Origin of the sequence: Microbacterium sp. NPDC089190 (assembly GCF_040701795.1) — a bacterium.
Taxonomy (GTDB): Bacteria; Actinomycetota; Actinomycetes; order Actinomycetales; family Microbacteriaceae; genus Microbacterium; species Microbacterium galbum.
Genome location: NZ_JBFBHF010000002.1, coordinates 207,376 through 229,001 on the forward strand (window position 1 = coordinate 207,376; position 21,626 = coordinate 229,001).

Annotated in this window: 19 protein-coding genes; 10 read left to right on the forward strand and 9 right to left on the reverse strand. The window is 70.1% G+C overall.

Annotated elements, in window-relative coordinates:
• Nucleotides 1-287 precede the first annotated feature (287 nt).
• Genes AB0230_RS06800 through opgC form a run of 4 tightly spaced genes read left to right on the forward strand, consistent with a single transcriptional unit; the run spans nt 288 to nt 5,553 of the window.
• Entirely contained in the window at nt 288-2,204 is a 1,917-nt protein-coding gene (locus AB0230_RS06800) for a glycosyltransferase family 2 protein (RefSeq protein ID WP_315995263.1), read from the forward strand.
• Nucleotide 2,205: 1 nt separating this feature from the next.
• Nucleotides 2,206-2,541: an STAS domain-containing protein gene (locus AB0230_RS06805; protein WP_315994763.1), complete on the forward strand. Its 336-nt coding sequence runs from the start codon at nt 2,206-2,208 to the stop codon at nt 2,539-2,541.
• Entirely contained in the window at nt 2,534-2,950 is a 417-nt protein-coding gene (locus tag AB0230_RS06810) for an ATP-binding protein (RefSeq protein ID WP_315994764.1), read from the forward strand. The genes AB0230_RS06805 and AB0230_RS06810 overlap by 8 nt, the downstream gene beginning before the upstream one ends.
• Nucleotides 2,947-5,553, forward strand: a complete 2,607-nt coding sequence (gene opgC / locus AB0230_RS06815; RefSeq protein ID WP_366374758.1) for an OpgC domain-containing protein — start codon at nt 2,947-2,949, stop codon at nt 5,551-5,553. Before AB0230_RS06810 ends, opgC begins: the two co-directional genes overlap by 4 nt.
• A gap of 58 nt (nt 5,554-5,611) precedes the next feature.
• Here the strand turns inward: opgC and AB0230_RS06820 are convergent, their stop codons facing one another.
• From AB0230_RS06820 to AB0230_RS06835, 4 genes are all read right to left on the reverse strand, one after another.
• Nucleotides 5,612-6,793, reverse strand: a complete 1,182-nt coding sequence (locus AB0230_RS06820) for a GAF domain-containing SpoIIE family protein phosphatase (RefSeq protein WP_366374760.1) — start codon at nt 6,791-6,793, stop codon at nt 5,612-5,614.
• A 401-nt stretch (nt 6,794-7,194) separates the two neighbouring features.
• Nucleotides 7,195-7,692: an HNH endonuclease gene (locus AB0230_RS06825; protein ID WP_315994767.1), complete on the reverse strand. Its 498-nt coding sequence runs from the start codon at nt 7,690-7,692 to the stop codon at nt 7,195-7,197.
• Nucleotides 7,693-8,044: 352 nt separating this feature from the next.
• Complete coding sequence (locus AB0230_RS06830; protein ID WP_315994768.1) at nt 8,045-8,860, reverse strand: M23 family metallopeptidase; 816 nt, start codon at nt 8,858-8,860, stop codon at nt 8,045-8,047.
• Nucleotides 8,861-9,199: 339 nt separating this feature from the next.
• A complete protein-coding gene (locus AB0230_RS06835) occupies nt 9,200-9,898 on the reverse strand; it encodes a metal-dependent transcriptional regulator (protein ID WP_315994769.1) in 699 nt (232 codons plus the stop codon).
• A 99-nt stretch (nt 9,899-9,997) separates the two neighbouring features.
• On the opposite strand from AB0230_RS06835, the gene serC reads away from it, so the two are divergent.
• Nucleotides 9,998-11,119, forward strand: a complete 1,122-nt coding sequence (serC, locus tag AB0230_RS06840; RefSeq protein ID WP_366374763.1) for a phosphoserine transaminase — start codon at nt 9,998-10,000, stop codon at nt 11,117-11,119.
• 63 nt (nt 11,120-11,182) lie between these two features.
• On the opposite strand, the gene AB0230_RS06845 is transcribed toward serC, so the two are convergent.
• Both AB0230_RS06845 and AB0230_RS06850 read right to left on the reverse strand, forming a co-directional pair.
• Entirely contained in the window at nt 11,183-11,815 is a 633-nt protein-coding gene (locus AB0230_RS06845) for a DUF3027 domain-containing protein (RefSeq protein ID WP_366374765.1), read from the reverse strand.
• Nucleotides 11,799-12,182, reverse strand: a complete 384-nt coding sequence (locus tag AB0230_RS06850) for a cold-shock protein (RefSeq protein WP_307454093.1) — start codon at nt 12,180-12,182, stop codon at nt 11,799-11,801. The genes AB0230_RS06845 and AB0230_RS06850 overlap by 17 nt, the downstream gene beginning before the upstream one ends.
• Nucleotides 12,183-12,288: 106 nt before the next feature.
• Between AB0230_RS06850 and AB0230_RS06855 the strand changes: the two genes are divergently transcribed.
• From AB0230_RS06855 to AB0230_RS06875, 5 genes are all read left to right on the forward strand, one after another.
• A complete protein-coding gene (locus tag AB0230_RS06855) occupies nt 12,289-12,570 on the forward strand; it encodes a multidrug ABC transporter ATPase (RefSeq protein WP_315994772.1) in 282 nt (93 codons plus the stop codon).
• Nucleotide 12,571: 1 nt separating this feature from the next.
• Nucleotides 12,572-14,302 (forward strand): helicase-associated domain-containing protein, encoded by a 1,731-nt coding sequence (locus AB0230_RS06860; RefSeq protein ID WP_366374767.1) that lies wholly within the window; start codon nt 12,572-12,574, stop codon nt 14,300-14,302.
• A 47-nt stretch (nt 14,303-14,349) separates the two neighbouring features.
• Nucleotides 14,350-15,999: a DNA repair helicase XPB gene (locus AB0230_RS06865; protein ID WP_315994774.1), complete on the forward strand. Its 1,650-nt coding sequence runs from the start codon at nt 14,350-14,352 to the stop codon at nt 15,997-15,999.
• A gap of 69 nt (nt 16,000-16,068) precedes the next feature.
• A complete protein-coding gene (locus AB0230_RS06870) occupies nt 16,069-16,761 on the forward strand; it encodes a response regulator transcription factor (RefSeq protein WP_076676776.1) in 693 nt (230 codons plus the stop codon).
• A 136-nt stretch (nt 16,762-16,897) separates the two neighbouring features.
• The gene (locus AB0230_RS06875; protein ID WP_315995264.1) at nt 16,898-18,577 is read left to right on the forward strand and encodes a HAMP domain-containing sensor histidine kinase; all 1,680 of its coding nucleotides are present in this window, start codon (nt 16,898-16,900) and stop codon (nt 18,575-18,577) included.
• A gap of 303 nt (nt 18,578-18,880) precedes the next feature.
• Here AB0230_RS06875 and groL read toward each other — a convergent pair whose 3' ends face one another.
• The 3 genes from groL to AB0230_RS06890 all read right to left on the reverse strand — a co-directional run bounded on the left by groL (nt 18,881) and on the right by AB0230_RS06890 (nt 21,606).
• On the reverse strand, nt 18,881-20,500 hold the full coding sequence (gene groL / locus AB0230_RS06880; protein ID WP_363389829.1) for a chaperonin GroEL: 1,620 nt from the start codon (nt 20,498-20,500) through the stop codon (nt 18,881-18,883).
• Between the two features lie 172 nt (nt 20,501-20,672).
• The gene (locus AB0230_RS06885) at nt 20,673-20,873 is read right to left on the reverse strand and encodes a cold-shock protein (protein WP_076676782.1); all 201 of its coding nucleotides are present in this window, start codon (nt 20,871-20,873) and stop codon (nt 20,673-20,675) included.
• Nucleotides 20,874-21,003: 130 nt separating this feature from the next.
• Nucleotides 21,004-21,606: a LytR C-terminal domain-containing protein gene (locus AB0230_RS06890; protein ID WP_315994776.1), complete on the reverse strand. Its 603-nt coding sequence runs from the start codon at nt 21,604-21,606 to the stop codon at nt 21,004-21,006.
• Nucleotides 21,607-21,626: the final 20 nt, after the last annotated feature.

Consider the following 21,626-nt stretch of genomic DNA (forward strand, 5'->3'; position numbering starts at 1 on the left):
CAGGTTAGAACATGTGTTCTAGTGTCTCAATCCCTGTGGTCGAAGATACGATCGACCTCCGACATCGTCGGCCGGCGACCCCGTCACGACGAACCCGCGCCCGCGGGAGCGTACCTTCTCGACTCGACGACGCGCGCGTCAAGGATCGACGCGAAAGCCCGTCTTCATAGAAGATGAAAAGCGACGAAAGGTCCCCCCAATTGGTCGTCGAAACAACGATCCGTCGCGATGATCTGCGACGGGATGCACGACGTCGCGACGTCTCGCGCACACGACGTCTCGCTCTGGTGCGCGTGATCGTCATCCTGTCCGCCGCGACGGGCCTCAACTACATCACGTGGCGCTGGCTGGCGTCGGTGAACTGGGAGTCCTGGTGGATCGCCGTCCCCCTCGTGCTGGCCGAGACCTACAGCCTCATCGACTCCCTCCTCTTCGGCCTCGGCGCCTGGAGGCTGCGCGAGCGCCACGACGCACCCCCGCTGAAGCACGAGGTGACGGTCGACGTCCTCGTGACGACGTACAACGAGCCCCTCGACCTCGTCATGGAGACCGCTCGAGCGGCCAAGGCGATCCGCTACCCGCACGAGACCTGGATCCTCGACGACGGCGACCGCCCCGAGCTGCGCGCCCTCGCCGAAGCCGAGGGCATCGGCGTGATCACCCGTTCGGAGGCGTGGCGCGATCGCCCGCGTCACGCCAAGGCCGGTAATCTCAACAACGCGCTGATGGTGACCGAGGGCGAGTTCTTCCTCATCCTGGATGCCGATCAGATCCCCTCCCCCGACATCCTCGACCGCACGCTCGGATGGTTCGAGGACGACCGCGTCGCCCTGGTGCAGACCCCGCAGTGGTTCACCAACGTCCCGGCCAGCGACCCCCTCGGCAGCCAGGCGCCCCTGTTCTACGGGCCGATCCAGCAGTCCAAGGACGGATGGAACGCCGCCTTCTTCTGCGGCTCCAACGCGATCCTGCGCCGCGAGGCCCTCATGCAGCTCGGCGTCTCGCGCTACGTCGGCGAGGTCACCCTCGCCGTCAACCGCGGCATCCGCTCGTCCCGTCGCGTGCTCGCCCGAGCGCGACGCGAGCACGCGACCGACGCCCGCATCGTGGCATCCCTCGATCGCGTCTCCCGCGCGCTCGACGACCTCAAGGCGGGCATCGCGCGCGGCGACGCCCTCGCCGATCTCACCTACGGGTTCCAGCGGCAGATCATGGCGGTGCGCCGCGAGCTCGCCGATCAGGACATCGCCGAGGTGCGCGCCGAGCTCGCCGAGCTGGCGGAGGTGACGGGAGACCCCGCCGCCCTCGCCGCGATCGACGACCTCGCCCTCGAAGCCCTCGGCGAGCGCAGCCTGTCGCCCCTGGCCGCGGTCGAGTCGGTCAGCATGCTGGTGGAGTCCTTCGACGTCGGGCGCGAAGAAGAGGCGCAGGCCATCATGCCCCTCGCCACGATCTCGGTCACCGAGGACATGGCGACCTCGATGCGCCTGCACGGCCTCGGCTGGAAGTCGGTCTACCACGACGAGGTGCTCGCGAAGGGTCTCGCCCCCGAGGATCTCCCGACCATGCTCACCCAGCGCCTGCGCTGGGCGCAGGGCACGATGCAGGTGATGTTCCGCGAGAACCCGCTCGTGCAGAAGGGCATGAGCTGGGGTCAGCGGCTGATGTACTTCGGCACGATGTGGAGCTACCTGTCGGGCTTCGCCGCGATCGTGTACGTCGCCGCCCCCGTGCTGTACCTGTCGTTCGGGGTCATGCCCGTCCAGGCATGGAGCGTGGACTTCTTCGCGCGCTTCATCCCGTTCTTCGTCATCAACCAGGTGCTGTTCCTGGTGGTGGCCAACGGCCGACCGACCTGGCGGGGCGCGCAGTACTCGCTCGCCCTGTTCCCCGTGTGGATCCGCTCCGTCACGAGCGCGTTCGACAACGTCTACCGCGGGCGTTCGCTCGGGTTCTCCGTCACCCCGAAGACGCGCTCGCTCGAGAACCGCCCCCGCTGGGACCTCGTGAAGCCGCAGCTGTGGGTCATGGGCGCCCTCGTGGCCTCGCTCGGCGTCGTCGCCGTGCGCTACGCCGCGGGGCAGGCCGAGGGCATCGCTCCGCTCATCAACATCGCGTGGGTCCTGTACGACCTCGCCGTCTTCAGCATCATCGTCCGCGCGGTGCTGTACTCCGCCTCCGATCACCAACCGAAGGGTTACTGACATGCTCCAGGTCGACATCGACTCCCGCCCCGACGGAACGGTCGTCACGCCGCGCGGCCGTCTGACCATGGTGTCGGCGAAGTCGTTCCGCGAAACGGTCACCGCCGAGATCACCCGAGGGAAGGGCGACATCGTGGTCGTGGACCTCTCGGAGACCGAGTTCGTCGACTCGTCGGGACTCGGCGCGCTCGTCGCCTGCCTGAAGACGGCGCGCCAGGCCGGCGGCGACCTGCGCCTCGCGGCCCCGAGCGAGCAGGTCACGATGGTGCTCGGCCTCACCAACCTCGACCGGGTGCTGCGTCCGCGTCCGAGCGTCGACGAGGCCCTCCGTGACTGAGCCCGCGGCGCGCCGCTCCCTCGACGCCGCCGTCGTCCCGGCGAGCCTCGACGCCATCTTCGACCTGCTCGCCGGGTGGTGGGACGAGGTGGGCGAGGTGACGCCCATGACGCGGTTCGGCTTCGAGACGGCGGTGATCGAGATCGCCGGCAACATCGTCGAGCACTCGCGCGGCGAGTCCGACGAGCGCCGGTTCACCCTCGATCTCTTCGCCGACGCGCAGCGGCTCGTCGCGACCTTCCGCGACGACGGCGACCCTCCCCTGCTCGACCTGGCATCGGTGCGCATGGCGGATGCCGACGAGGAGAGCGGCCGCGGCCTGGCCCTCGCCAACGCGGGGGTCGACGACGTCGACTTCCGTCGCGACGGCGACCGGAACGTCTGGACGTTGGAGACGAGACGAGAGTGAGGCACGCGGGACGACGGATCGCGGCGGCCGTGGGGGCCACCGCCGCACTCCTTCTGATCGGCGTCTCCCCCGCCCTGGCCGCGGCACCCGCGCCCTCGGCGGCATCCGGCACGGTCGCGGCACCCTCGACGCCGGATCCCCGCGCGACCCCCGACGCGCCCGGGGCATCCGTCACACCCTCCGCCACCCCGACCGCGACGCCGCCCGCCCCGGCGACCGACGGCGTGCGTTTCGGCCCCGAGCTCGACTGGGGCGACGACGGACCCGACGGCTACCGCACCCGCCTCGGCGAGACCCCGGCGATGTACAGCGTGCGCCTGTCGTACCCCCTCGACGCGCGTTCGATCTCGGAGTGGCAGCACGCCGCCCTGCAGGTCGCCGGGCAGGGGGCCTCGCTGGTGCTCACCCTGGAGCCCTCGGTCGAGCTCGAGACCCTGACCGACGCCGACGCGGCCGAGCTCACCATGCGCCTCGAGCGTTACCACTCGCAGTACGGCACCGAGCAGTTCGTGCGTTTCGCGCCCGAGATGAACGGCTCGTGGGTGTCGTGGGGGCAGCAGCCCACGGCCTACGTGGCCGCGTTCGACGACGTCGCCGCTGCCGTGCACGCCGGCACCTCCGGCGCCGAGATGGTGTGGAGCCCCTCCTACGGCGCCGGATACCCCTTCGAACGCGCCGACGGCCGCCTCGACGCCATCACCGCGCGCGACCGCGTCGCGATCGACACCGACGGCGACGGGCTGTTCACCGAGGCCGACGACCCGTACGGTCCGTATTTCCCGGATGCCGACTCCGTCGACCGCGTGGGACTGTCGCTGTACTACTTCGGCAAGGGCGAGGCGGCGGCCGCCGCCGGCCGCGACGTGCCGCTCGAGGAGAACGCCGCCCCGGAGGACGGCGAGGTCGCCGCACGGCTCGACGAGAGATGGGGCTACACGACCGGTCAGCGCTCGTCGTTCTACGACCGCTTCGCCGTCGGCCAGGGCAAGCAGCTCCTGCTCGACACCGGCGCGCTGTACGACTTCGGTCGCGAGGGCGACTCCGAACTGGCGGTGAAGCGCGGCTGGTGGACGCAGGTGCTCGCCGAGCTCGGCGACCACCCCCTCATCACCGGGATCACCTGGCTCGAGGTGGTCCGCGAAGAGGCCGAGGCCGGTGGACGCGAGGTCGACTGGCGCGCGACGGCGAACGGCGAGCTGGCCACCGCGCTGCGTGACGACCTGCTCTCGACGGGCCTCATCCGCTGGGGACCGGTCTCCGATGTCGTCACGCCCGAGCAGGGGGTGGCCGCCACGGTGCAGGTGCGTCAGGGCGCGGATCCGAACGAGGAGATGAACTGGATCACCGGCAGCGCAGCCGTCCTCGCGGTCGCGTTCCTGGCATCCGGGATCATCGGTCGCGCGCTGCCGAAATGGCGCTACGACGACACCTCGGCCAGCCGCGACCTGCGCATCGACATGGTGCGCGGCTTCATCATCGTGGTGGTGGTCGTGACGCACATCGAGGTCACGAGCCCGTTCGCCTACGCCTCGCTCAAGGCGATCGGTGCGATCACCGGGGCGGAGTTGTTCGTGCTGCTCAGCGGCATCGTGCTGGGCATGGTGTTCCCCGCGGCGGTCGCCCGCGCGGGCGAGTGGGGCGCGGCGGTGGCGGCGTGGGGACGCGCGCGCAAGCAGTACCTCGTCGCCCTGGCCGTGATTCTGCTGGTCTTCGCGATCGGCTTCCTCCCCTTCGTCGACGCCTCCGCAGTGACCACCTTCACCGATCGCGGGACGGGCGAAGGAGGCTCCGGCGACAGCGGACGCGTGTACGACCTCTATCCCAACGGCGAGCGCCTGCTCGACTATCCGCCGCCGTGGTACGCCGTCCGGCAGTTCCTCCTGCTCGAGATGGGCCCGTGGCCCTTCAACATCATGGGTCTGTTCGTGGTGCTGAGCCTGGCGTATCCCGCGTTGATGTGGCTCATCAAGAGGCGCCTGTGGTGGCTCGTGCTCGCTCTCAGCTGGGGCGTCTACGTTCTGCACGGCATCGCCCCCGACGTCCTGCGCCTTCCGTCGCAGTTCGACGCGGTGTTCCCCCTCGCGCTCTGGCAGGTGCTGTTCACGCACGGCCTCGTGATCGGGTACTACCGTCGCCGGATCATCCGCGCACTCACGTCGCTGCCCGGCAAGATCGGTGTCGGTGTCTTCGTGGTCGGCTATGCCGGCATCCTGGTCTACCTGTGGGCGGGGCAGACCTACGGCTTCACCCCCGTGCCCTTCCCGGCCGACCTCTACGCGGGTCTCTACGACTCCGGCTACCAGCGCATCTTCCTCGAGTGGGGGCGTCTGCTCGACCTGCCGCTCGTGCTGGTGTGCACCTACGCGGTGCTGACGGTCGCCTGGAAGCCGATCGAGAAGAGCATGGGCTGGCTCTGGATCCCCCTCGGCCAGGCGAGCCTGTACGTGTTCATCGTGCACGTGTTCTTCGTGCTCGCCGTGGCGAACATCCCGGGGCTGGACCGCGGGAGCTTCTGGCAGGGGACGCTCATCCACGCGGCGGTCATCGGGATCATCTTCGTCATGGTCCGCAAGCGCTTCCTGTTCACCGTCATCCCACGCTGAGGCCGCAACGACGGATGCCGGGTCCTCGCGCCGCGCGAGGACCCGGCATCCGGAGTGCTCAGTGCACCGACAGCACGACGGCGGTGACGTCGTCGTCGACCTCGTGGGTGGAGACCTTCAGCGCGAGCTCGTCGAAGAACCCGCCGGTGTCGGCGGCGGCGCGCAGATCGTCGCCGATCATGCGGAGACTCTCGAGCGTGGAGTCGTAGGCGTCGAGCGCCCCATCCGAGACGCTGACGAGCAGGTCGCCGCGACCGACCCGCACGTGACCGGGCTCCCAGGTCACATCGGCCGGGCGCAGCCCGAGCGGGAGGTTGCGCGAGTCGAGCCTCTCGCTCGTCCCGTCGGCGTGCAGCACGAGGGTCAGGCCGTGACCGGCGTCGACGAAGTCGACCGTGCCGGAGGCGGCGTCCACGACGGCATGGAAGACGGTCGCGAACACATCGCGGTAGCGGCCGTCGGCGCGGGCCTCGTCCTCGACCGAGAGCATCGCCTGCACGGGGTCCATGTCGCGCCGGGCCTGCAGGGCTCCGAGCAGCGCGTCGGCGACGGCCCCGGCGGCCTCGCCCTTGCCCATCACGTCGGCGAGGGTGACCACCACCCGTCCGCCCACCTGCTGCCAGCCGCTGCTGTCTCCGCTGACGACCCCGTGCGGGATGGCGAGGGATGCCAGGCCCACGCCGTCGGCGCTGCCCCGCTTCTCCCGTCCAGTCGCCGGGCCCGCTGCAGCGGCCGGATCGGCGGGGGCGGCCGGGGCGGACGCGTCGGCCTCGCTCTGCCGCACCTCCGCCTGGGCCCAGCGGCCGAGCTGCTCGAGGCTGCGCCGCTGCGCGTCGCTCAACGACCGGGCGTCGGAATCGAGCAGGCACAGCGTGCCCACGGCATCGCCGTCGTCGGTGCGCAGAGGGAAGCCCGCGTAGAAGCGCATCCCGAACTCCGTGACCGACGCGATGTCGCGGAAGCGCTCGTCTGCGGTCGCGTCGTCGACCTCGAGCAGACCATCCTGCTTGACCGTCTCGCCGCAGAACACCGCCTCGCGCGGCGACCGGCCGAAGCGCGGTCCCTCCGGTTGCGACTTCGTGTAGACCTCGTCGGTGTCGACGATGTTCACGAGCGCGTAGTCGACGTCGAAGAGCTCGCGCGCGAGGCGCGTGATGCGATCGAACCGTTCCTCGGGGGGCGAGTCCATCAGCCCTGTGCGCTCGACGGGGGATTCGGGGGTGGGCGTGTCGAAGGTCATCGGGGGGTCTGTCCTTCCGCGGGGCGTGACACCGCACGGATGAGCGGCGACCGACGCGCTCTCGCGGACGCGGACAGCTTCGACTCGGAAGACTCCCCCACGTCGTCGCGGAATCGATCGCGCCGACTCTTCGACTCTAGCGAGTGAGGGGCGATGCCGGGCGGAGCCTCCGCACGATCCCCGTTCTCGCCAAAGCGACCGGAGGTCCGCCTCCCTCGCCGCGATCTCGCCGATCACCGTCGGCACGAGGCGGTCGAGCACCGTCGCACGGGAACGCCGCCCACTGCGCCTCGAGACGTTCACCGCCGCGGCGACCGCACCGTTCCGGCCGCGCACGGGCACCGCCACCGAGGTGAGCCCGGGCGCGAGCTCGACCTCGACGACGGCCCCCACGCGTCAGATCATGCGGCGAGCGCCAGGTACGGCTCCCAGCGCGGGTCGCTCTTGTCGACGCCCCGCACCGTCCACGACGAGCCGCGCGGGGGCGCGGGCACGAGTCGCAGCTCCCACCGCATCTCCTGCGGGGTGCGATCGCCCTTGATGTTGTTGCAGGCCAGGCAGCAGGCCACGAGGTTCTCCCACGTGTCCTTCCCGCCGCGAGAGCGCGGCAGCACGTGGTCGATGGTCGACGCGGCCTTGCCGCAATAACCGCACCGGTGCGCGTCGCGCCGCAGGACCCCGCGGCGCGTGACCGGCACCTGACGCGCCCCCGGCACCCGGACGTATCGCGTCAGGATGATCACCGCCGGGCGGTCGTAGGTTCCCGCCGCCGCCCAGACGGGGTCTTCCTCGATGCGTTCGATGACCGTGGCCTTCTCGTTCATGACGAGCACGAGCGCTCGTTTGAACGACACGACCGCGAGGGGCTCGTAGCCCGCGTTCAGGACCAGTGTGCGCATTCCGCTTCCTCTCGAATGGCCGAGACGGCTTCTCGGATGTTCGACTCGCGACGACGGCTGAGGCGCAGGGGTATGAAAAAAGGCGCTGTCTAGGCAGACAGCGCCTGGGTGATCGCGGCGAAACCGCGGCATCCGAACACACGATGCCGAAGAACGAGCAGCCCGAGCGCATCCATGGTGCGGATGCGCGGGCTGGTGTTCATCGGCGTTCCCTCCGGTTCTTCCGACGTCGCTGACAGGCTAACCCACTGCGACACGCCCGGGGTCGGGTGCGGGGGGAAACAGGAAGCGGCGTGTCGGAGAACGATCGTCTCCGGCACGCCGCTTCAGGTCGCGATCTCCGCGACGGAGGTCAGCCCGCGTTCTGCTGCAGCCAGGCGTAGGGGTCGACGACCGAGCCGTTGATGTGCACCTCGAAGTGCAGGTGGTTCGCGGTCGAGCTGCCCGTCGAGCCGACGAGGCCGATCAGCTGGCCTGCGGCGACGGTCTGGCCCGCCTGCACCTGACGGCTGCCGTACGTCATGTGACCGTAGGTGGTCGACACCTTCTGGCCGTTGATCACGTGCTCGATGACGATGCCGACGCCGTAGCCGCCGTAGCTCTCGGACGAGACGCTCACGACACCCGCCGCGGCGGCGAAGATCGGCTGACCGCCGGGGGCGAGCAGGTCGACGCCCTGGTGGTAGCCCGAGTCCCAGAGACCACGGCCGAGGATGTAGCTGGTCAGCGGCCAGCGCACCTCGCCCGAGCCGGGAGCGGTCATCGTGAGATCGATGTTCGAGACCGACGAACCGGCGGTGGATGCCGACTGGCGGGCCCGCTCCGCGGCTGCCGCCGCGGCGGCTGCAGCCGCCTCCTCGTCCTTCTTCTTCTGGATCTCCTCCGCCGTGGTGGCGGAATAGCTGCTGCGGTCGAGGCTCTCGGCCGTCGCGTCCGACGCGACGACGAGCGACTGGTTGTCGGGCGCCGACATCTGCTGCAGCGACATCGTCTGGGCCGCGGGCACCGTGGCCGCGTACGCCGGGATCGCGACGGTGGCGACGAGCCCTGCGACCATCGACAGGATCACGGCGCTGCGCAGCGGCTTGACCCCGCGCCGCCGGGCGGCGCCGGTGGGGGCGGGAGCGGTACGGGCGACGGGTGCGGTCGCCGTGGAGCGGGACTGCATCGGGCGGCGGGTGGGTCGAGCGACCTCAGCGCGCGCGCTCTTGCGGGTGGGACCCGTTGCGGGGACCTCGGGTAGGTCCGCAGCGGGATCGTTGTGTTCAGCCAAAGTTCCTCCGGCGCCTCTGCGTCTGGGACGCTGGCTCGTCAGCACTCGATGGTTGGGGGCACGATGTGCGGGCTTCACCCTCTGCGGACGACGAGCCGATGAGGCAAACCGCGAGGGGTCCGACGGCGGGCTTCTCGCCTGTGGACCCTCAGAGGCTACCCGAAGATAACGAACAAGTCACGCTCTGCATCGAGTGACGGCCCGATGCCCGGCGAAGGCTCAGCCTCGGTCGACTCAGCTCTCGGCGACGAGGAAGATGTGCGACGCGACCTCGACCGGGAGTTCGAGCCCCTCGTCGACGCCTTCCATCTGCACCAGCACGTACCCCTCGTTGAAGCGGTAGTCGCCGCGCGCTCCGGGCAGGACCCCCGCCGCCTTCAGCTGCTGCAGGAGCTCGGGGTCGACCTGCGCCGGCTCGGCGAGCCGACGGACCGTGCCCGAGATCGGACCGCCCGCGTCGGTGAGCTTGCGCACCAGACCCACGACCCCGTCGTCGAACGTGGCGCTCGCGGTGTCGCCGAGCTGGTCGAGACCGGGGATCGGGTTGCCGTAGGGAGACTCGGTGGGGTGGCCGAGCAGCTCGACGAGCCGGCGTTCGACCTGCTCGCTCATGACGTGCTCCCACCGGCAGGCCTCGTCGTGCACGTAGGCCCAGTCGAGACCGATGACATCGCTCAGCAGCCGCTCGGCGAGACGGTGCTTGCGCATGACGTCGACCGCCTTCTGACGACCGTCGGAGGTCAGCTCGAGGCGCCGGTCCTCGGACACCACCACGAGGCCGTCGCGCTCCATGCGTCCCACGGTCTGCGACACCGTCGGACCCGAGTGGCCGAGGCGCTCGGAGATGCGCGCGCGCAGCGGCACGATCTTCTCCTCCTCGAGCTCCAGGATGGTGCGCAGATACATCTCGGTGGTGTCGATCAGGTCGGTCATTCAGCAGTCCTCGATGTCGCGCGGCAGGTCCTCCCAGCCTACCGACCCCCTCCGACATGAGCACCGGAGGGCCGGGACCGGGACCCTAGAATCGGTCCCATGCCGCACGTGGAACTGCCCAGTGACCTCCTGCCCGCCGACGGCCGCTTCGGATGCGGCCCTTCGAAGGTGCGCGGTGCGCAGCTCGAGGCCCTCGTCACCCGCGGGGCGTCGATCCTCGGCACTTCGCACCGCCAGGCGCCGGTGAAGAACCTCGTCGCCAGCACGCGCGAGCGCCTCGCGCAGCTGTTCCGCCTCCCCGAGGGGTACGAGATCATCCTGGGCAACGGCGGATCGACCGCGTTCTGGGATGCCGCGGCCTTCGGTCTCATCGAGAACCGCAGCCAGAACCTCGTCTTCGGCGAGTTCGGCGGCAAGTTCGCCTCCGCGGCCGCAGCCCCCTGGCTGCAGGCGCCCGACGTCCGCAAGGCCGAGCCGGGCAGCCGCACGGTCGCCGAGGCCGTCGAGGGCGTCGACGTGTACGCGTGGCCGCACAACGAGACCTCCACGGGCGTATCCGCGCCCGTCCAGCGCGTTCAGGCGGATGCCGGCGCGCTCACCGTGATCGACGCGACCAGCGCCGCGGGCGGCATCGACTTCGACGTGACGCAGGCCGACGTCTACTACTTCGCCCCGCAGAAGAACCTCGGCTCCGACGGGGGCCTGTGGTACGCCGCCGTCTCGCCGGCCGCGATCGAGCGCATCGAGGGCATCGCGGCATCCGACCGCTACATCCCCGAGTTCCTGAGCCTGAAGAACGCGCTCGACAACTCCCGCCTGCAGCAGACCCTCAACACCCCGGCCCTGGCCACCCTGCTCCTGCTCGACGAGCAGCTCGGCTGGATCCTCGACAACGGCGGCCTGTCGTGGGCGGCCGGCCGAACGGCGGAGTCGTCGGCGGCACTGTACGACTGGGCGGATGCCAGCACGGTCGCGACCCCGTTCGTCGCCGACCCGGCCGACCGCTCCCCCGTCGTCGTCACGATCGACTTCGACGAGAGCATCGACGCCGCGGCGATCGCGAAGAGCCTGCGCGCCAACGGCATCGTCGACACCGAGCCTTACCGCAAGCTCGGCCGCAACCAGCTGCGGGTGGCGACGTTCGTCTCGATCGAGCCCGACGACGTCCGCCGCCTCATCGGCGCGATCGACTACACGATCGAACGCCTTCCCGGCGCCTGAGCCGGTCACGACGAAGGCCGCCCCGCATCACGCGGGGCGGCCTTCGTCGTTCGGGGCTGCGCGTCAGTAGCTGCGGTCGCCCTCGTCGCGATCGTCGTCATGATCGTCGTCGTACGCGTCCGCGTCGTCGTCGTCGTCATCCGCGTCGTCGCCATCCGCGTCGTCGCCGTCCGCCCGATGGTCGGGGGCGTGGTCCGCGTCGAGTTCGTCGATGTCCACGCCGTCGAGGTCGCCCGCGTGGAAGCGGGCCTTGGGCTCGTCCTCTTCTTCGTCGTCGTCGTCATCGGAATCGTCGTGCTCGTCGTCGACGTCGTCGTCATCCGCTTCGTCGTCGGCATCCTCTGCCGCCGCAGCGGCCTGGGCCGCCTGGTACTCGGCCAGTCGCGTCGCCCACGGCACCCAGTCGGGGGCGAGCAGCGCGCCGTCTCCGGGGAGCAGCTCGACCTCGAGCACCGTCGGCTCGGAGTCCTCGACGACCGCCACGCTCACCGTCCAGAACCACCCCGGGTATCCCGACAGGCGCGTGTGGAAACGGAGCGAGACGACGCCGTCGTCTTCGAGGGTGTATCCCGCGGCGGGGCCGACGGTGTCGGCCGCGGTGATCTCGTGCAGGGCCGCGAGGGCGAGATCGTGCGCGCCGGTCAGCCGCTCGTCGGCGACCGGCGAGGGCTCACCCTGCTCAGGCTTCGAAGTCATCGGCGACCTTGCGCAGGACCGCGGCGATCTTCTGGGCGTGCGGGCCGCTGGGGTAGCGACCGCGACGCAGGTCACCGCCGATGCCGTCGAGGAGCTTCACGAGGTCCTCCACGATGATCGCCATGTCGTCGGCCGGCTTGCGCGACCGCTTCGACAGGCTCACCGGAGCGTCCAGCACGCGGACCGACAGCGCCTGCAGTCCGCGCTTGCCGTCGGCCACGCCGAACTCGAGGCGCGTTCCGGCCTTGGGAGCGGGGGTCCCGGCGGGCAGAGCCGTGGCGTGCAGGAACACGTCCTGGCCGTCATCGGTGCTGATGAAGCCGAAGCCCTTCTCGTCGTCGTAGAACCTGACCTTGCCGGTGGGCATGGACACCTCGCTGGATATGTGCGCGAACGCGCGGCGGAACGCGGGAACCGAGCGGATCCCGGTCTTCCAGCCTACGACACCGGCGCCAGGCAGTAGGCTGAGCGCGATGAGCACCCGCACCACCGGCGGCAGCACGCCGGGCGACGACGTTCCCGTCCGACGTATCGACCGCATCCTGGCGTTCATGTCGCTGGGGCTCCTCGTGCTGTCGATCGTGTGCTTCTTCGCGATCATCGTGGGCTCCAGCTCCGGAGCCGACATGGGCTCGGGCATCTGGCCGACGATCGGGGTCATCGTCTACATCGCCCCACCGGTCGCCTTCGTGTGCCTGCTGGCCGTGCTCATCATGAGCTTCGCCCGAAGGGCGCGGGCCAACAAGGCCCGCTGACGTGCCCGAGACCTCCGCACAACGCGCACTGGCGGTCTCGTTGGGCGCGCGCGACGACGCCTCCCTCGCACGCCTGTTCACGGGGCGGCACGTCGCTCCCTCGAGCGCCTGGCGCGACATGTTCGACGCCGCCGAGGCGCTTCTCGATCCGGCCTCGGTCGCTCGGGAGCTGCCCGCCCTGACGCGCGACGAGGCGATCGCGCTGCTCGACGCCGTCGCCGGCAGCCCGGCCACCGGCGCCGCGCGCGACGCGCTGATCGCGCGCGCCCTGGTCGGCGACGACGGCATCCCGTTCCCGACGGTCACGAGCGCGGTGCACGAGGCGCTCCCCGACGGACTGCCCGCGGCCCCGTCCGCGACGGCGCCCGCCCCGGCCGCGGAGACGGCCTCGGCAGCGGCGGAGGCCGCTTTCACCAACGCCGCCTCGGTCGCCGACATCCTCATGCTCACGCTCGAGTCCCCCCTCGGCCGTATCGGGTCGGGGTCGCTCGGCGCGACGGAGCGGCGACGACTCGTCGACGCGGGGGCGGTGACCACCGCCGCCGAAGCGGACCTGCTGGTCGGCCTCGCCTCCGACGTCGGCCTCCTGGGCGCGAACGACCGGGCGTGGCTCGTTTCGCCCCGGGGCCGCGAATGGCTGCGCCTGCCGACCCTCGAGCGCTGGAGCCGCACGGCGGTGGCCCTGCGCGATGCTCTCCCCCGCGCGTATCGAGCGGATGACGGAGGCTGGATCCCCAGCGAGCACTGGGCCGACGCCACCCCCTTCGACCCCGAGGGGCCCGAGCGCGCGACGCTGTGGATCCGGCGGCTGGTGCGCTGGGGCCTGCTCGACGCGGCGGGACGCGTGGCGCCCTGGGCGGCCCCCCTCGCGGCCGGCGGCGAGCTCGACACCTCCGCGTTGAAAGAGCTGCTGCCCCCCGAAGTCGACCGCGTCTACCTGCAGAACGACTTGACCGCGATCGCGCCGGGACCCCTGGCGCCCCACCTCGACGTACGGCTGCGCACGATGGCCGCGCGCGAGTCCCGCGCCCAGGCCTCGAGCTACCGTTTCAGCGCCGGCACGGTGGGCGCGGCGATCACCGCGGGCGAGACCGCGGAGTCGCTCCGGAGCTTCCTCACCGAGATCTCCCTCACGGGCCTGCCGCAGCCGCTCGCGTACGTCATCGAACGCACCTCCGCCGAGCACGGCCGCGTGCGCGTGGGCGTCGACGCCGACACCTCTCTCACGCGGGTGACCACCGACGACGAGACCCTGCGACGCTCGATGGAGGTCGATCAGTCGTTGCGCTCGATCGCCCTGGCGCGCGACGACGGCGACGACCTCGTCTCCCACGTCTCGGCCGACGTCGTTTTCTGGGCCCTCACAGACGCGCACTATCCCGCTGTCGCCGTCGACGCCGACGGCCGCCCCCGCGCTCTCGAGCGCGCGAAGCTCGCCGGCGCCGAGCAGCCGGCAGCCGACCCCGACGAGCTCTACGCCCCGCTCCTGGAGCGCCTGCGCAACGGCGCCCAGGACTCCGATGCCGCGTGGCTCGAGCGCGAGCTCGATCACGCGGTCCGCGCCCGCGCCGTGGTCGACGTGACCGTGCGGCTGCCCGACGGATCGGCGCGCGTGTTCCGGCTCGAGGCGACGGGTCTCGGCGGCGGACGCCTGCGCGGACGCGACCGCGCGGCCGACGTCGAGCGCACGCTCCCCCTCTCGCACATCGACGGGGTCGCCCCGGTCGACTGAGACCAGGGGACGCCGGGCTGCTCGCGACCCCGGTAGACTCGAACGCTATGTCTGACGGCCCCTTGATCGTGCAGAGCGACCGCACCGTCCTCCTCGAGGTCGCGCACCCCCAGGCGGAGACGGCGCGGCACGAGCTCGCGGTCTTCGCCGAGCTCGAGCGCGCACCCGAGCACATCCACACCTACCGGATCACGCGGCTCGGCCTGTGGAACGCCCGCGCGGCCGGCCACGACGCCGACGCGATGCTCGAGACGCTCGACACGTGGTCGCGCTTCCCCGTCCCCGCATCCGTCAGCACCGACATCCGCGAGACGGTCAACCGGTACGGGCGCCTCGTCATCGAGCGCAACGACGAGGGCGCCCTCGTCCTGCGGTCGACGGATGCCGCCGTCCTCGGCGAGGTCTCGCGCAACAAGCGCATCGCTCCCCTGCTGATCGGGCATCCCAGCCCCGACAGCTACCTCGTCGACGCATGGGCACGCGGTCACATCAAACAAGAGCTGTTGAAGATCGGCTGGCCCGCCGAAGACCTCGCCGGATACACCCCCGGCACCCCGCACCCGATCGACCTCGCCGAAGACGGCTGGAGCCTGCGCCCCTACCAGCGTCAGGCGGTGGACTCGTTCTCCGAGGGCGGGTCCGGCGTCGTGGTGCTCCCCTGCGGCGCCGGCAAGACGCTCGTGGGCGCGGGGGCGATGGCCGACACGCGCACGACGACCCTCATCCTCGTCACCAACACCGTCAGCGCCCGTCAGTGGCGCGACGAGCTGCTGCGGCGCACGACCCTGACCCCCGACGAGATCGGCGAGTACTCCGGTCAGGTGAAGGAGATCAAGCCGGTCACCATCGCGACGTACCAGATCCTCACCGCCAAGCGGAAAGGCCAGTACGCCCACCTCGCCCTGCTCGACGCCCTCGACTGGGGCCTCGTGCTGTACGACGAGGTGCACCTCCTCCCCGCCCCGGTCTTCAAGCTCACCGCCGACCTGCAGGCGCGCCGCCGCCTCGGCCTCACTGCGACGCTCGTGCGCGAGGACGGACGCGAGGGCGACGTGTTCAGCCTCATCGGCCCCAAGCGCTTCGACGCGCCGTGGAAGGAGATCGAGGCCCAGGGCTTCATCTCCCCGGCCGCCTGCTACGAGGTGCGCATCGACCTCCCGGCCGACGAGCGCCTCGAATACGCCGCCGCGGCCGACGAGGATCGCTATCGCCTCGCCGCCACCGCCCCCGCGAAGATCGACGTCACGCGCCGCCTGGTGCAGCGGCATCCGGGTGAGCGCGTGCTGGTCATCGGGCAGTACCTCGATCAGATCGACGAGCTCGCCGAGGCGTTGAACGCCCCGCAGATCACCGGCGCCACCCCGATCCCCGAGCGCGAGGAACTGTTCCAGGGCTTCCGCGACGGCAGCATCCCGCTGCTCGTCGTCTCGAAGGTGGCGAACTTCTCGGTCGACCTCCCCGAGGCGTCCGTCGCGATCCAGGTGTCGGGCTCGTTCGGCTCGCGGCAGGAGGAGGCGCAGCGCCTCGGACGTCTGCTGCGACCCAAGCAGTCGAACCACACGGCGAGCTTCTACACCCTCATCGCGCGCGACACCGTCGACCAGGATTTCGCGCAGAACCGTCAGCGCTTCCTCGCCGAGCAGGGCTACGCCTACACGATCCTGGATGCCGACGGGATCGACGCCGCGGCCGCCTGACGCATACCAGCACGCGGCTTTCCGTTCCATATCCAGGACATTGCGGGGTCGGATCACGATAATGAGGGGATGACAGCTCCTCGCATCCTCGTCGTGGACGACGAACCGAACATCCGCGACCTGCTCATCACGAGCCTGCGCTTCGCCGGTTTCCAGGTGCGAGCCGTGGCCAACGGCGCGCAGACGATCTCGGCCGTGCTCGAAGAAGAACCCGACCTCATCGTGCTCGACGTAATGCTGCCCGACATGAACGGCTTCAGCGTCACCAAGCGGCTGCGGGGTGCGGGCTACACCGCCCCCATCCTCTTCCTCACCGCGAAGGACGAGACCGAGGACAAGATCGAGGGGCTGAATGCCGGGGGCGACGACTACGTCACCAAGCCCTTCAGCCTCGATGAGATCGTCGCCCGCATCCAGGCGATCCTGCGTCGCACGATGCAGGCCGATGAGGAGTCGATCATCCGCACCGGCGAGCTGACGATGGACCAGGACACCCACGACGTCAGCGTCGGCGACGTCTCGATCGACCTCAGCCCCACGGAGTTCAAGCTCCTGCGTTACCTCATGCTCAACCCCAATCGCGTGCTGTCGAAGGCCCAGATCCTCGACCACGTCTGGGAGTACGACTTCAACGGCGACGCCGGCATCGTCGAGAGCTACATCTCGTACCTGCGTCGCAAGATCGACCCGCACTCCTCCGAGCCGCTCATCCAGACCAAGCGCGGCTTCGGCTACATGCTGAAGTCGGGCAAGAGCGCCTGAGCGGAAGGCGTCCGCCCTGTCGCCCTCCGACGATGCCCTGACGCGCTGGTGGCGAGGTCTGAGCCTTCGGACCAAGGTCACCGGTGTGACCGTCGCGCTGCTCGCGATCGGTCTGTTCACCGCGGGTATCGGCACCATGGTGTTCCTGCGCACCACGCTGGTGAACAATCTCGACGAGCAGTTGGCCCAGCAGGCGGCGGGCAGCATCGCCAACAGCATCTTCACCACGACACCGGTCGACGGCGGCATCGAGTTCACGCAGGTCGAGAACGCCCCGCAGATCGGGTCGATGGTCGTGGTCTACGGTCCTGACGGCCGACGCGAGGCCTTCTACAACGGCACGTCGTCGAAGGCGCTGCCGCAGCTGCCCGACACCTTCACCGTCGAGCAGACGTACGGCCAGATCGACCGACGCATCGAGTTGGAGGACCCGGACTCCGGAGCGCACTTCCTCGCGCGCGTCGGCGTCCTGCAGGTGCCGGGCAACCCCGGCGTCTACACGCAGATGGTCGTGCAGCCCCTGGCGCCCACCGACCGCATCGTCGCCGCGTACGTCGGCATCTACGCGTTCGTCGCGCTGCTCATCCTCATCGCCACGGCCCTGCTCACGAGGTGGCTGGTGACGCTCGCCTTCCGCAACCTGCGCCAGGTCGAGACGACCGCGATGGACATCGCCGCGGGCGATTTCAGCCAGCGCCTCACCGACATCGTGCCCGACACCGAGGTGGGGCGGCTCAAGACCGCCATCAACGCCATGCTCGCGCGCATCGACGGCGCGCTCGGGCAACGGGATGCCACCGTGCGGCAGATGCGCCGGTTCATCGGTGACGCGAGCCACGAGCTGCGCACCCCGCTCGTGACGATGCGCGGCTATGCCGAGCTCTACCGCATGGGGGCGATCCGCTCCGACGAGGACGTGGCGCAGTCGATGGAGCGCATCGAGAAGGAAGCGATCCGCATGGGGGCGCTCGTCGAGGATCTCCTCGCGCTCGCCCGCCTCGACGAACGCCGTGATGTCTCGATCACCGAGCTCGACCTGCGTCCCATCGCACGTGACGCCGCCCTCGACCTGCGGGTGACCTCGCCCCAGCGCGAGGTCACGGTCGACGACACCACTTCTCGCGGTCCGCTCGTGCTGCCCACGATCACCCTCGATCCACTGCTCGATTCGGGCGGACACCCCGCCGAGGCCGCGACGCGACGCCGCACGGCTCCCACCACGTCGGCCATGGCGATCGCCGGAGCCACGCTGTCGCGCCTGCGCCGCCGCCAGAAGGACGGCACCGATCCCGCCACGACGACCGGGGAGGCACCGACGACCGAGCCGGCCGCACCGCCGGCCGGAGCGATGCGTCCCACACCGCGGCTGGCGCCGATCGTGCTGGGCGACGAGAACAAGGTGCGTCAGGTGGTGGCGAACCTCCTGGGCAACGCGCGTCGATTCACCGCCGACGACTCCCCCATCGGGCTGCGCGTGGGAGTGGATGCCGAGAACGACATGGGCTGGATCGAGATCATCGACCACGGCGAGGGCGTTCCCGAGCAGATCCGCGACCAGATCTTCCAGCGCTTCTGGCGCGCCGACACCTCGCGCACGCGCGAGACCGGCGGATCCGGCCTCGGTCTGTCGATCGTGGCATCCATCGTCGATCTGCTGCACGGTACGGTCGAGGTCGTCGACACCCCCGGCGGGGGCGCGACGTTCCGGGTGTCTCTTCCGCTGGCCGATCGTCGCGACGCCGCGGAGCATGCGCTGATCGAGACGCAGCCGCTCGAGCGCCTCCCCGACGATCACCGGCCCGACACCCCGGCCTGAGACGCCGCGCTCCGTTTCCCGGCGGGGATCGTCCGGCCGGGACCGCGTGAGCGAGTCCCTTCGGCAGATCACGCCGCCTGGTCGTCTCGCGACGTGGGCGAAACGATCCGCAGCACGCCGGAAGGACACGCGGCAGGCTCGAGCGCTCGCGCGAGCGAGAGGGCTCGGCGGCGTCGTTCGTCGACGCGCCGCCTCGGGCGACCGGGGCACCGTCATCGGCGTGTGAGACCGCGCCACCCGGCCCGCCGGAACGGAGAACGCCCCCTCCCGGAGGAGGGGGCGTTCTCGGGCGTCAGGCGTGGATCAGAAGTCCATGCCACCCGTCGGGTCGCCCGCGGGAGCGGCGACCTTCTCGGGCTTGTCGGCGACGACGGCCTCGGTCGTGAGGAACAGACCGGCGATCGACGCGGCGTTCTGCAGAGCAGAGCGGGTCACCTTGGCGGGGTCGATGATGCCCTGTGCGAACAGGTCACCGTACTCGCCGGTCGCGGCGTTGAGGCCGTGGCCCACGGGGAGCTCCGACACCTTGTTCGCGACGACACCGGGCTCGAGACCGGCGTTCAGCGCGATCTGCTTGAGCGGAGCCTCGATGGCGACCTTGACGATGTTCGCACCGGTCGCCTCGTCGCCCGAGAGCTGGAGGTTCGCGAGAGCGTTCTTGCCGGCCTGGATGAGCGCGACGCCACCACCGGCGACGACACCCTCTTCCACGGCGGCCTTGGCGTTGCGCACGGCGTCTTCGATGCGGTGCTTGCGCTCCTTGAGCTCGACCTCGGTCGCGGCTCCGGCCTTGATGACGGCGACGCCACCGGCGAGCTTCGCGAGGCGCTCCTGGAGCTTCTCGCGGTCGTAGTCGCTGTCGGTGTTCTCGATCTCGCGGCGGATCTGGGTCACGCGACCCTCGATCAGCTCCGACTCACCGGCACCCTCGACGATCGTGGTCTCGTCCTTGGTGATGATGACCTTGCGAGCACGGCCGAGCAGGTCGACGGTCGCGTTCTCGAGCTTGAGGCCCACCTCTTCGGTGATGACCTGGCCGCCGGTGAGGATCGCGATGTCCTGCAGCTGAGCCTTGCGGCGGTCGCCGAAGCCGGGAGCCTTGACGGCGACCGACTTGAAGATGCCGCGGATCTTGTTCAGCACCAGGGTCGCGAGCGCTTCGCCCTCGACGTCCTCGGCGATGATGAGGAGCTCCTTGCCCTCCTGGATCACCTTGTCGACGATCGGCAGAAGGTCCTTGATGTTGGAGATCTTCTGGTTGGCGATCAGGATGTACGGGTCTTCGAAGACCGCTTCCTGACGCTCGGGGTCGGTGACGAAGTAGGGGTTGATGTAACCCTTGTCGAAGCGCATGCCCTCGGTGAGCTCGAGCTCGGTGCCGAAGGTGTTGCTCTCCTCGACGGTGACGACGCCTTCCTTGCCCACCTTGTCGATGGCCTCGGCGATGAGCTCGCCGATCGCGGGGTCGGCGGCGGAGATCGACGCGGTGGCGGCGATCTGCTCCTTGGACTCGACCTCCTTGGCGGAGGAGAGCAGCTCGTCAGTGACGGCCTTGACGGCCTTCTCGATGCCCTTCTTGAGCGAGATGGGGTCGGCGCCGGCCGCGACGTTGCGCAGGCCCTCGCGCACGAGCGCCTGGGCGAGAACGGTGGCGGTGGTGGTGCCGTCACCCGCGACGTCGTCGGTCTTCTTGGCGACCTCCTTGACCAGCTCGGCGCCGATCTTCTCGTACGGGTCGTCGAGCTCGATCTCCTTGGCGATCGAGACACCGTCGTTCGTGATCGTGGGGGCGCCCCACTTCTTCTCGAGCACGACGTTGCGACCGCGGGGGCCCAGGGTCACCTTGACGGCGTCGGCCAGCGTGTTGAGGCCGCGCTCGAGACCGCGACGGGCCTCTTCGTCGAAAGCGATGATCTTTGCCATAAGTGTGTCGTCCCTCCCGGACGGGTGACTTCCAGATTTTGGCACTCGACAAAAGCGAGTGCTAACTCATTCTGGCACTCGCCCCTGGGGAGTGCAAGCCGCGAGGCCGTCCGTGAGACGACGAACGCCGTGGCATCCCGGTGAGGGATGCCACGGCGTTCGAGCCAGCGGATCAGGCCAGTCGCACGGACTCCGCCTGCGGGCCCTTCTGACCGGTGCCGACGGTGAATTCGACCGCCTGACCTTCCTCGAGGACGCGGAAGCCCGACATCTCGATGCTCGAGTAGTGGACGAACACGTCCTGCCCATCGGACACGGTGATGAACCCGTAGCCCTTCTCGGCGTTGAACCATTTGACGGTGCCCTGCGTCATGCGAATCTCCTGTTGCTGGATGACTCGGTCATCGTAAGCACGCCGGATGCCGCCGAACCGGCCCCTCCGGGGATTGTTGACGCGCGTGCCCCCAACTTGTTACGCCGCGGAAACACGCGGCGCGAGAGGGTCACTGCGCGGTGGCGGAGGGGGTCGCGCCGGCGGCGCGGTCGAGGCCGATCACCACGACGAGTCGCTTGACGGCGCTCTCGTCGTCGGGGGTGTTCGGGTCGTCGGTCGGCTGCAGGAAGTCGCTCTGCGCGACCTCGGCGCCGCCGATGGTCTGCGCGAGGCCCCGCGCCGCCGCCTCGTCGCCGTCGCGCAGGTAGTAGATCGTGGTCTGAGCGAAATCGGTGGAGTCGGAGTCCCCCGTCTCGACGGTGTCACCGGCCCACCCCGCCGCCACGATCTGATCGCGCACCGTCGCGGCGAGGCCGTCCTGGCCCGTGCCGTTCAGCACCACCACGGAGTACGAGGTGTCGACGACGACGGCCTCGGTCGGTTCTGCCGACACGGTCGGAACGGGTGCGTCATCGGCGCCGAGGCTGATGCGGCCCGAGGCCACGAGGGACCCGAAGATGCCCACGATGATGAGCACGAGCGTGGCGATGGCCGCCCACAGGAACACGATCCATCCGCGCGTGCGCGGTCGCTCGGCCCGGTGCGCCCCGACCCGGCCGGTGGAATCGGGCAGGTCGTCGAAGCGATCCCGAGGGAAGGTCGATCTGGCCATTGGACGATGCTATCGGTCGA

Excerpts from the sequence above, each read along its gene's own strand:
- AB0230_RS06805 (WP_315994763.1), top strand. The coding sequence starts at position 2,206 with ATGCTCCAGGTCGACATCGACTCCCGCCCCGACGGAACGGTCGTCACG.
- AB0230_RS06820 (WP_366374760.1), bottom strand. The coding sequence starts at position 6,793 with ATGACCTTCGACACGCCCACCCCCGAATCCCCCGTCGAGCGCACAGGG.
- AB0230_RS06825 (WP_315994767.1), bottom strand. The coding sequence starts at position 7,692 with ATGCGCACACTGGTCCTGAACGCGGGCTACGAGCCCCTCGCGGTCGTG.
- AB0230_RS06830 (WP_315994768.1), bottom strand. The coding sequence starts at position 8,860 with ATGCAGTCCCGCTCCACGGCGACCGCACCCGTCGCCCGTACCGCTCCC.
- AB0230_RS06835 (WP_315994769.1), bottom strand. The coding sequence starts at position 9,898 with ATGACCGACCTGATCGACACCACCGAGATGTATCTGCGCACCATCCTG.
- serC (WP_366374763.1), top strand. The coding sequence starts at position 9,998 with ATGCCGCACGTGGAACTGCCCAGTGACCTCCTGCCCGCCGACGGCCGC.
- AB0230_RS06845 (WP_366374765.1), bottom strand. The coding sequence starts at position 11,815 with ATGACTTCGAAGCCTGAGCAGGGTGAGCCCTCGCCGGTCGCCGACGAG.
- AB0230_RS06850 (WP_307454093.1), bottom strand. The coding sequence starts at position 12,182 with ATGCCCACCGGCAAGGTCAGGTTCTACGACGACGAGAAGGGCTTCGGC.
- AB0230_RS06855 (WP_315994772.1), top strand. The coding sequence starts at position 12,289 with ATGAGCACCCGCACCACCGGCGGCAGCACGCCGGGCGACGACGTTCCC.
- AB0230_RS06865 (WP_315994774.1), top strand. The coding sequence starts at position 14,350 with ATGTCTGACGGCCCCTTGATCGTGCAGAGCGACCGCACCGTCCTCCTC.
- AB0230_RS06870 (WP_076676776.1), top strand. The coding sequence starts at position 16,069 with ATGACAGCTCCTCGCATCCTCGTCGTGGACGACGAACCGAACATCCGC.
- AB0230_RS06875 (WP_315995264.1), top strand. The coding sequence starts at position 16,898 with ATGGTGTTCCTGCGCACCACGCTGGTGAACAATCTCGACGAGCAGTTG.
- groL (WP_363389829.1), bottom strand. The coding sequence starts at position 20,500 with ATGGCAAAGATCATCGCTTTCGACGAAGAGGCCCGTCGCGGTCTCGAG.
- AB0230_RS06885 (WP_076676782.1), bottom strand. The coding sequence starts at position 20,873 with ATGACGCAGGGCACCGTCAAATGGTTCAACGCCGAGAAGGGCTACGGG.
- AB0230_RS06890 (WP_315994776.1), bottom strand. The coding sequence starts at position 21,606 with ATGGCCAGATCGACCTTCCCTCGGGATCGCTTCGACGACCTGCCCGAT.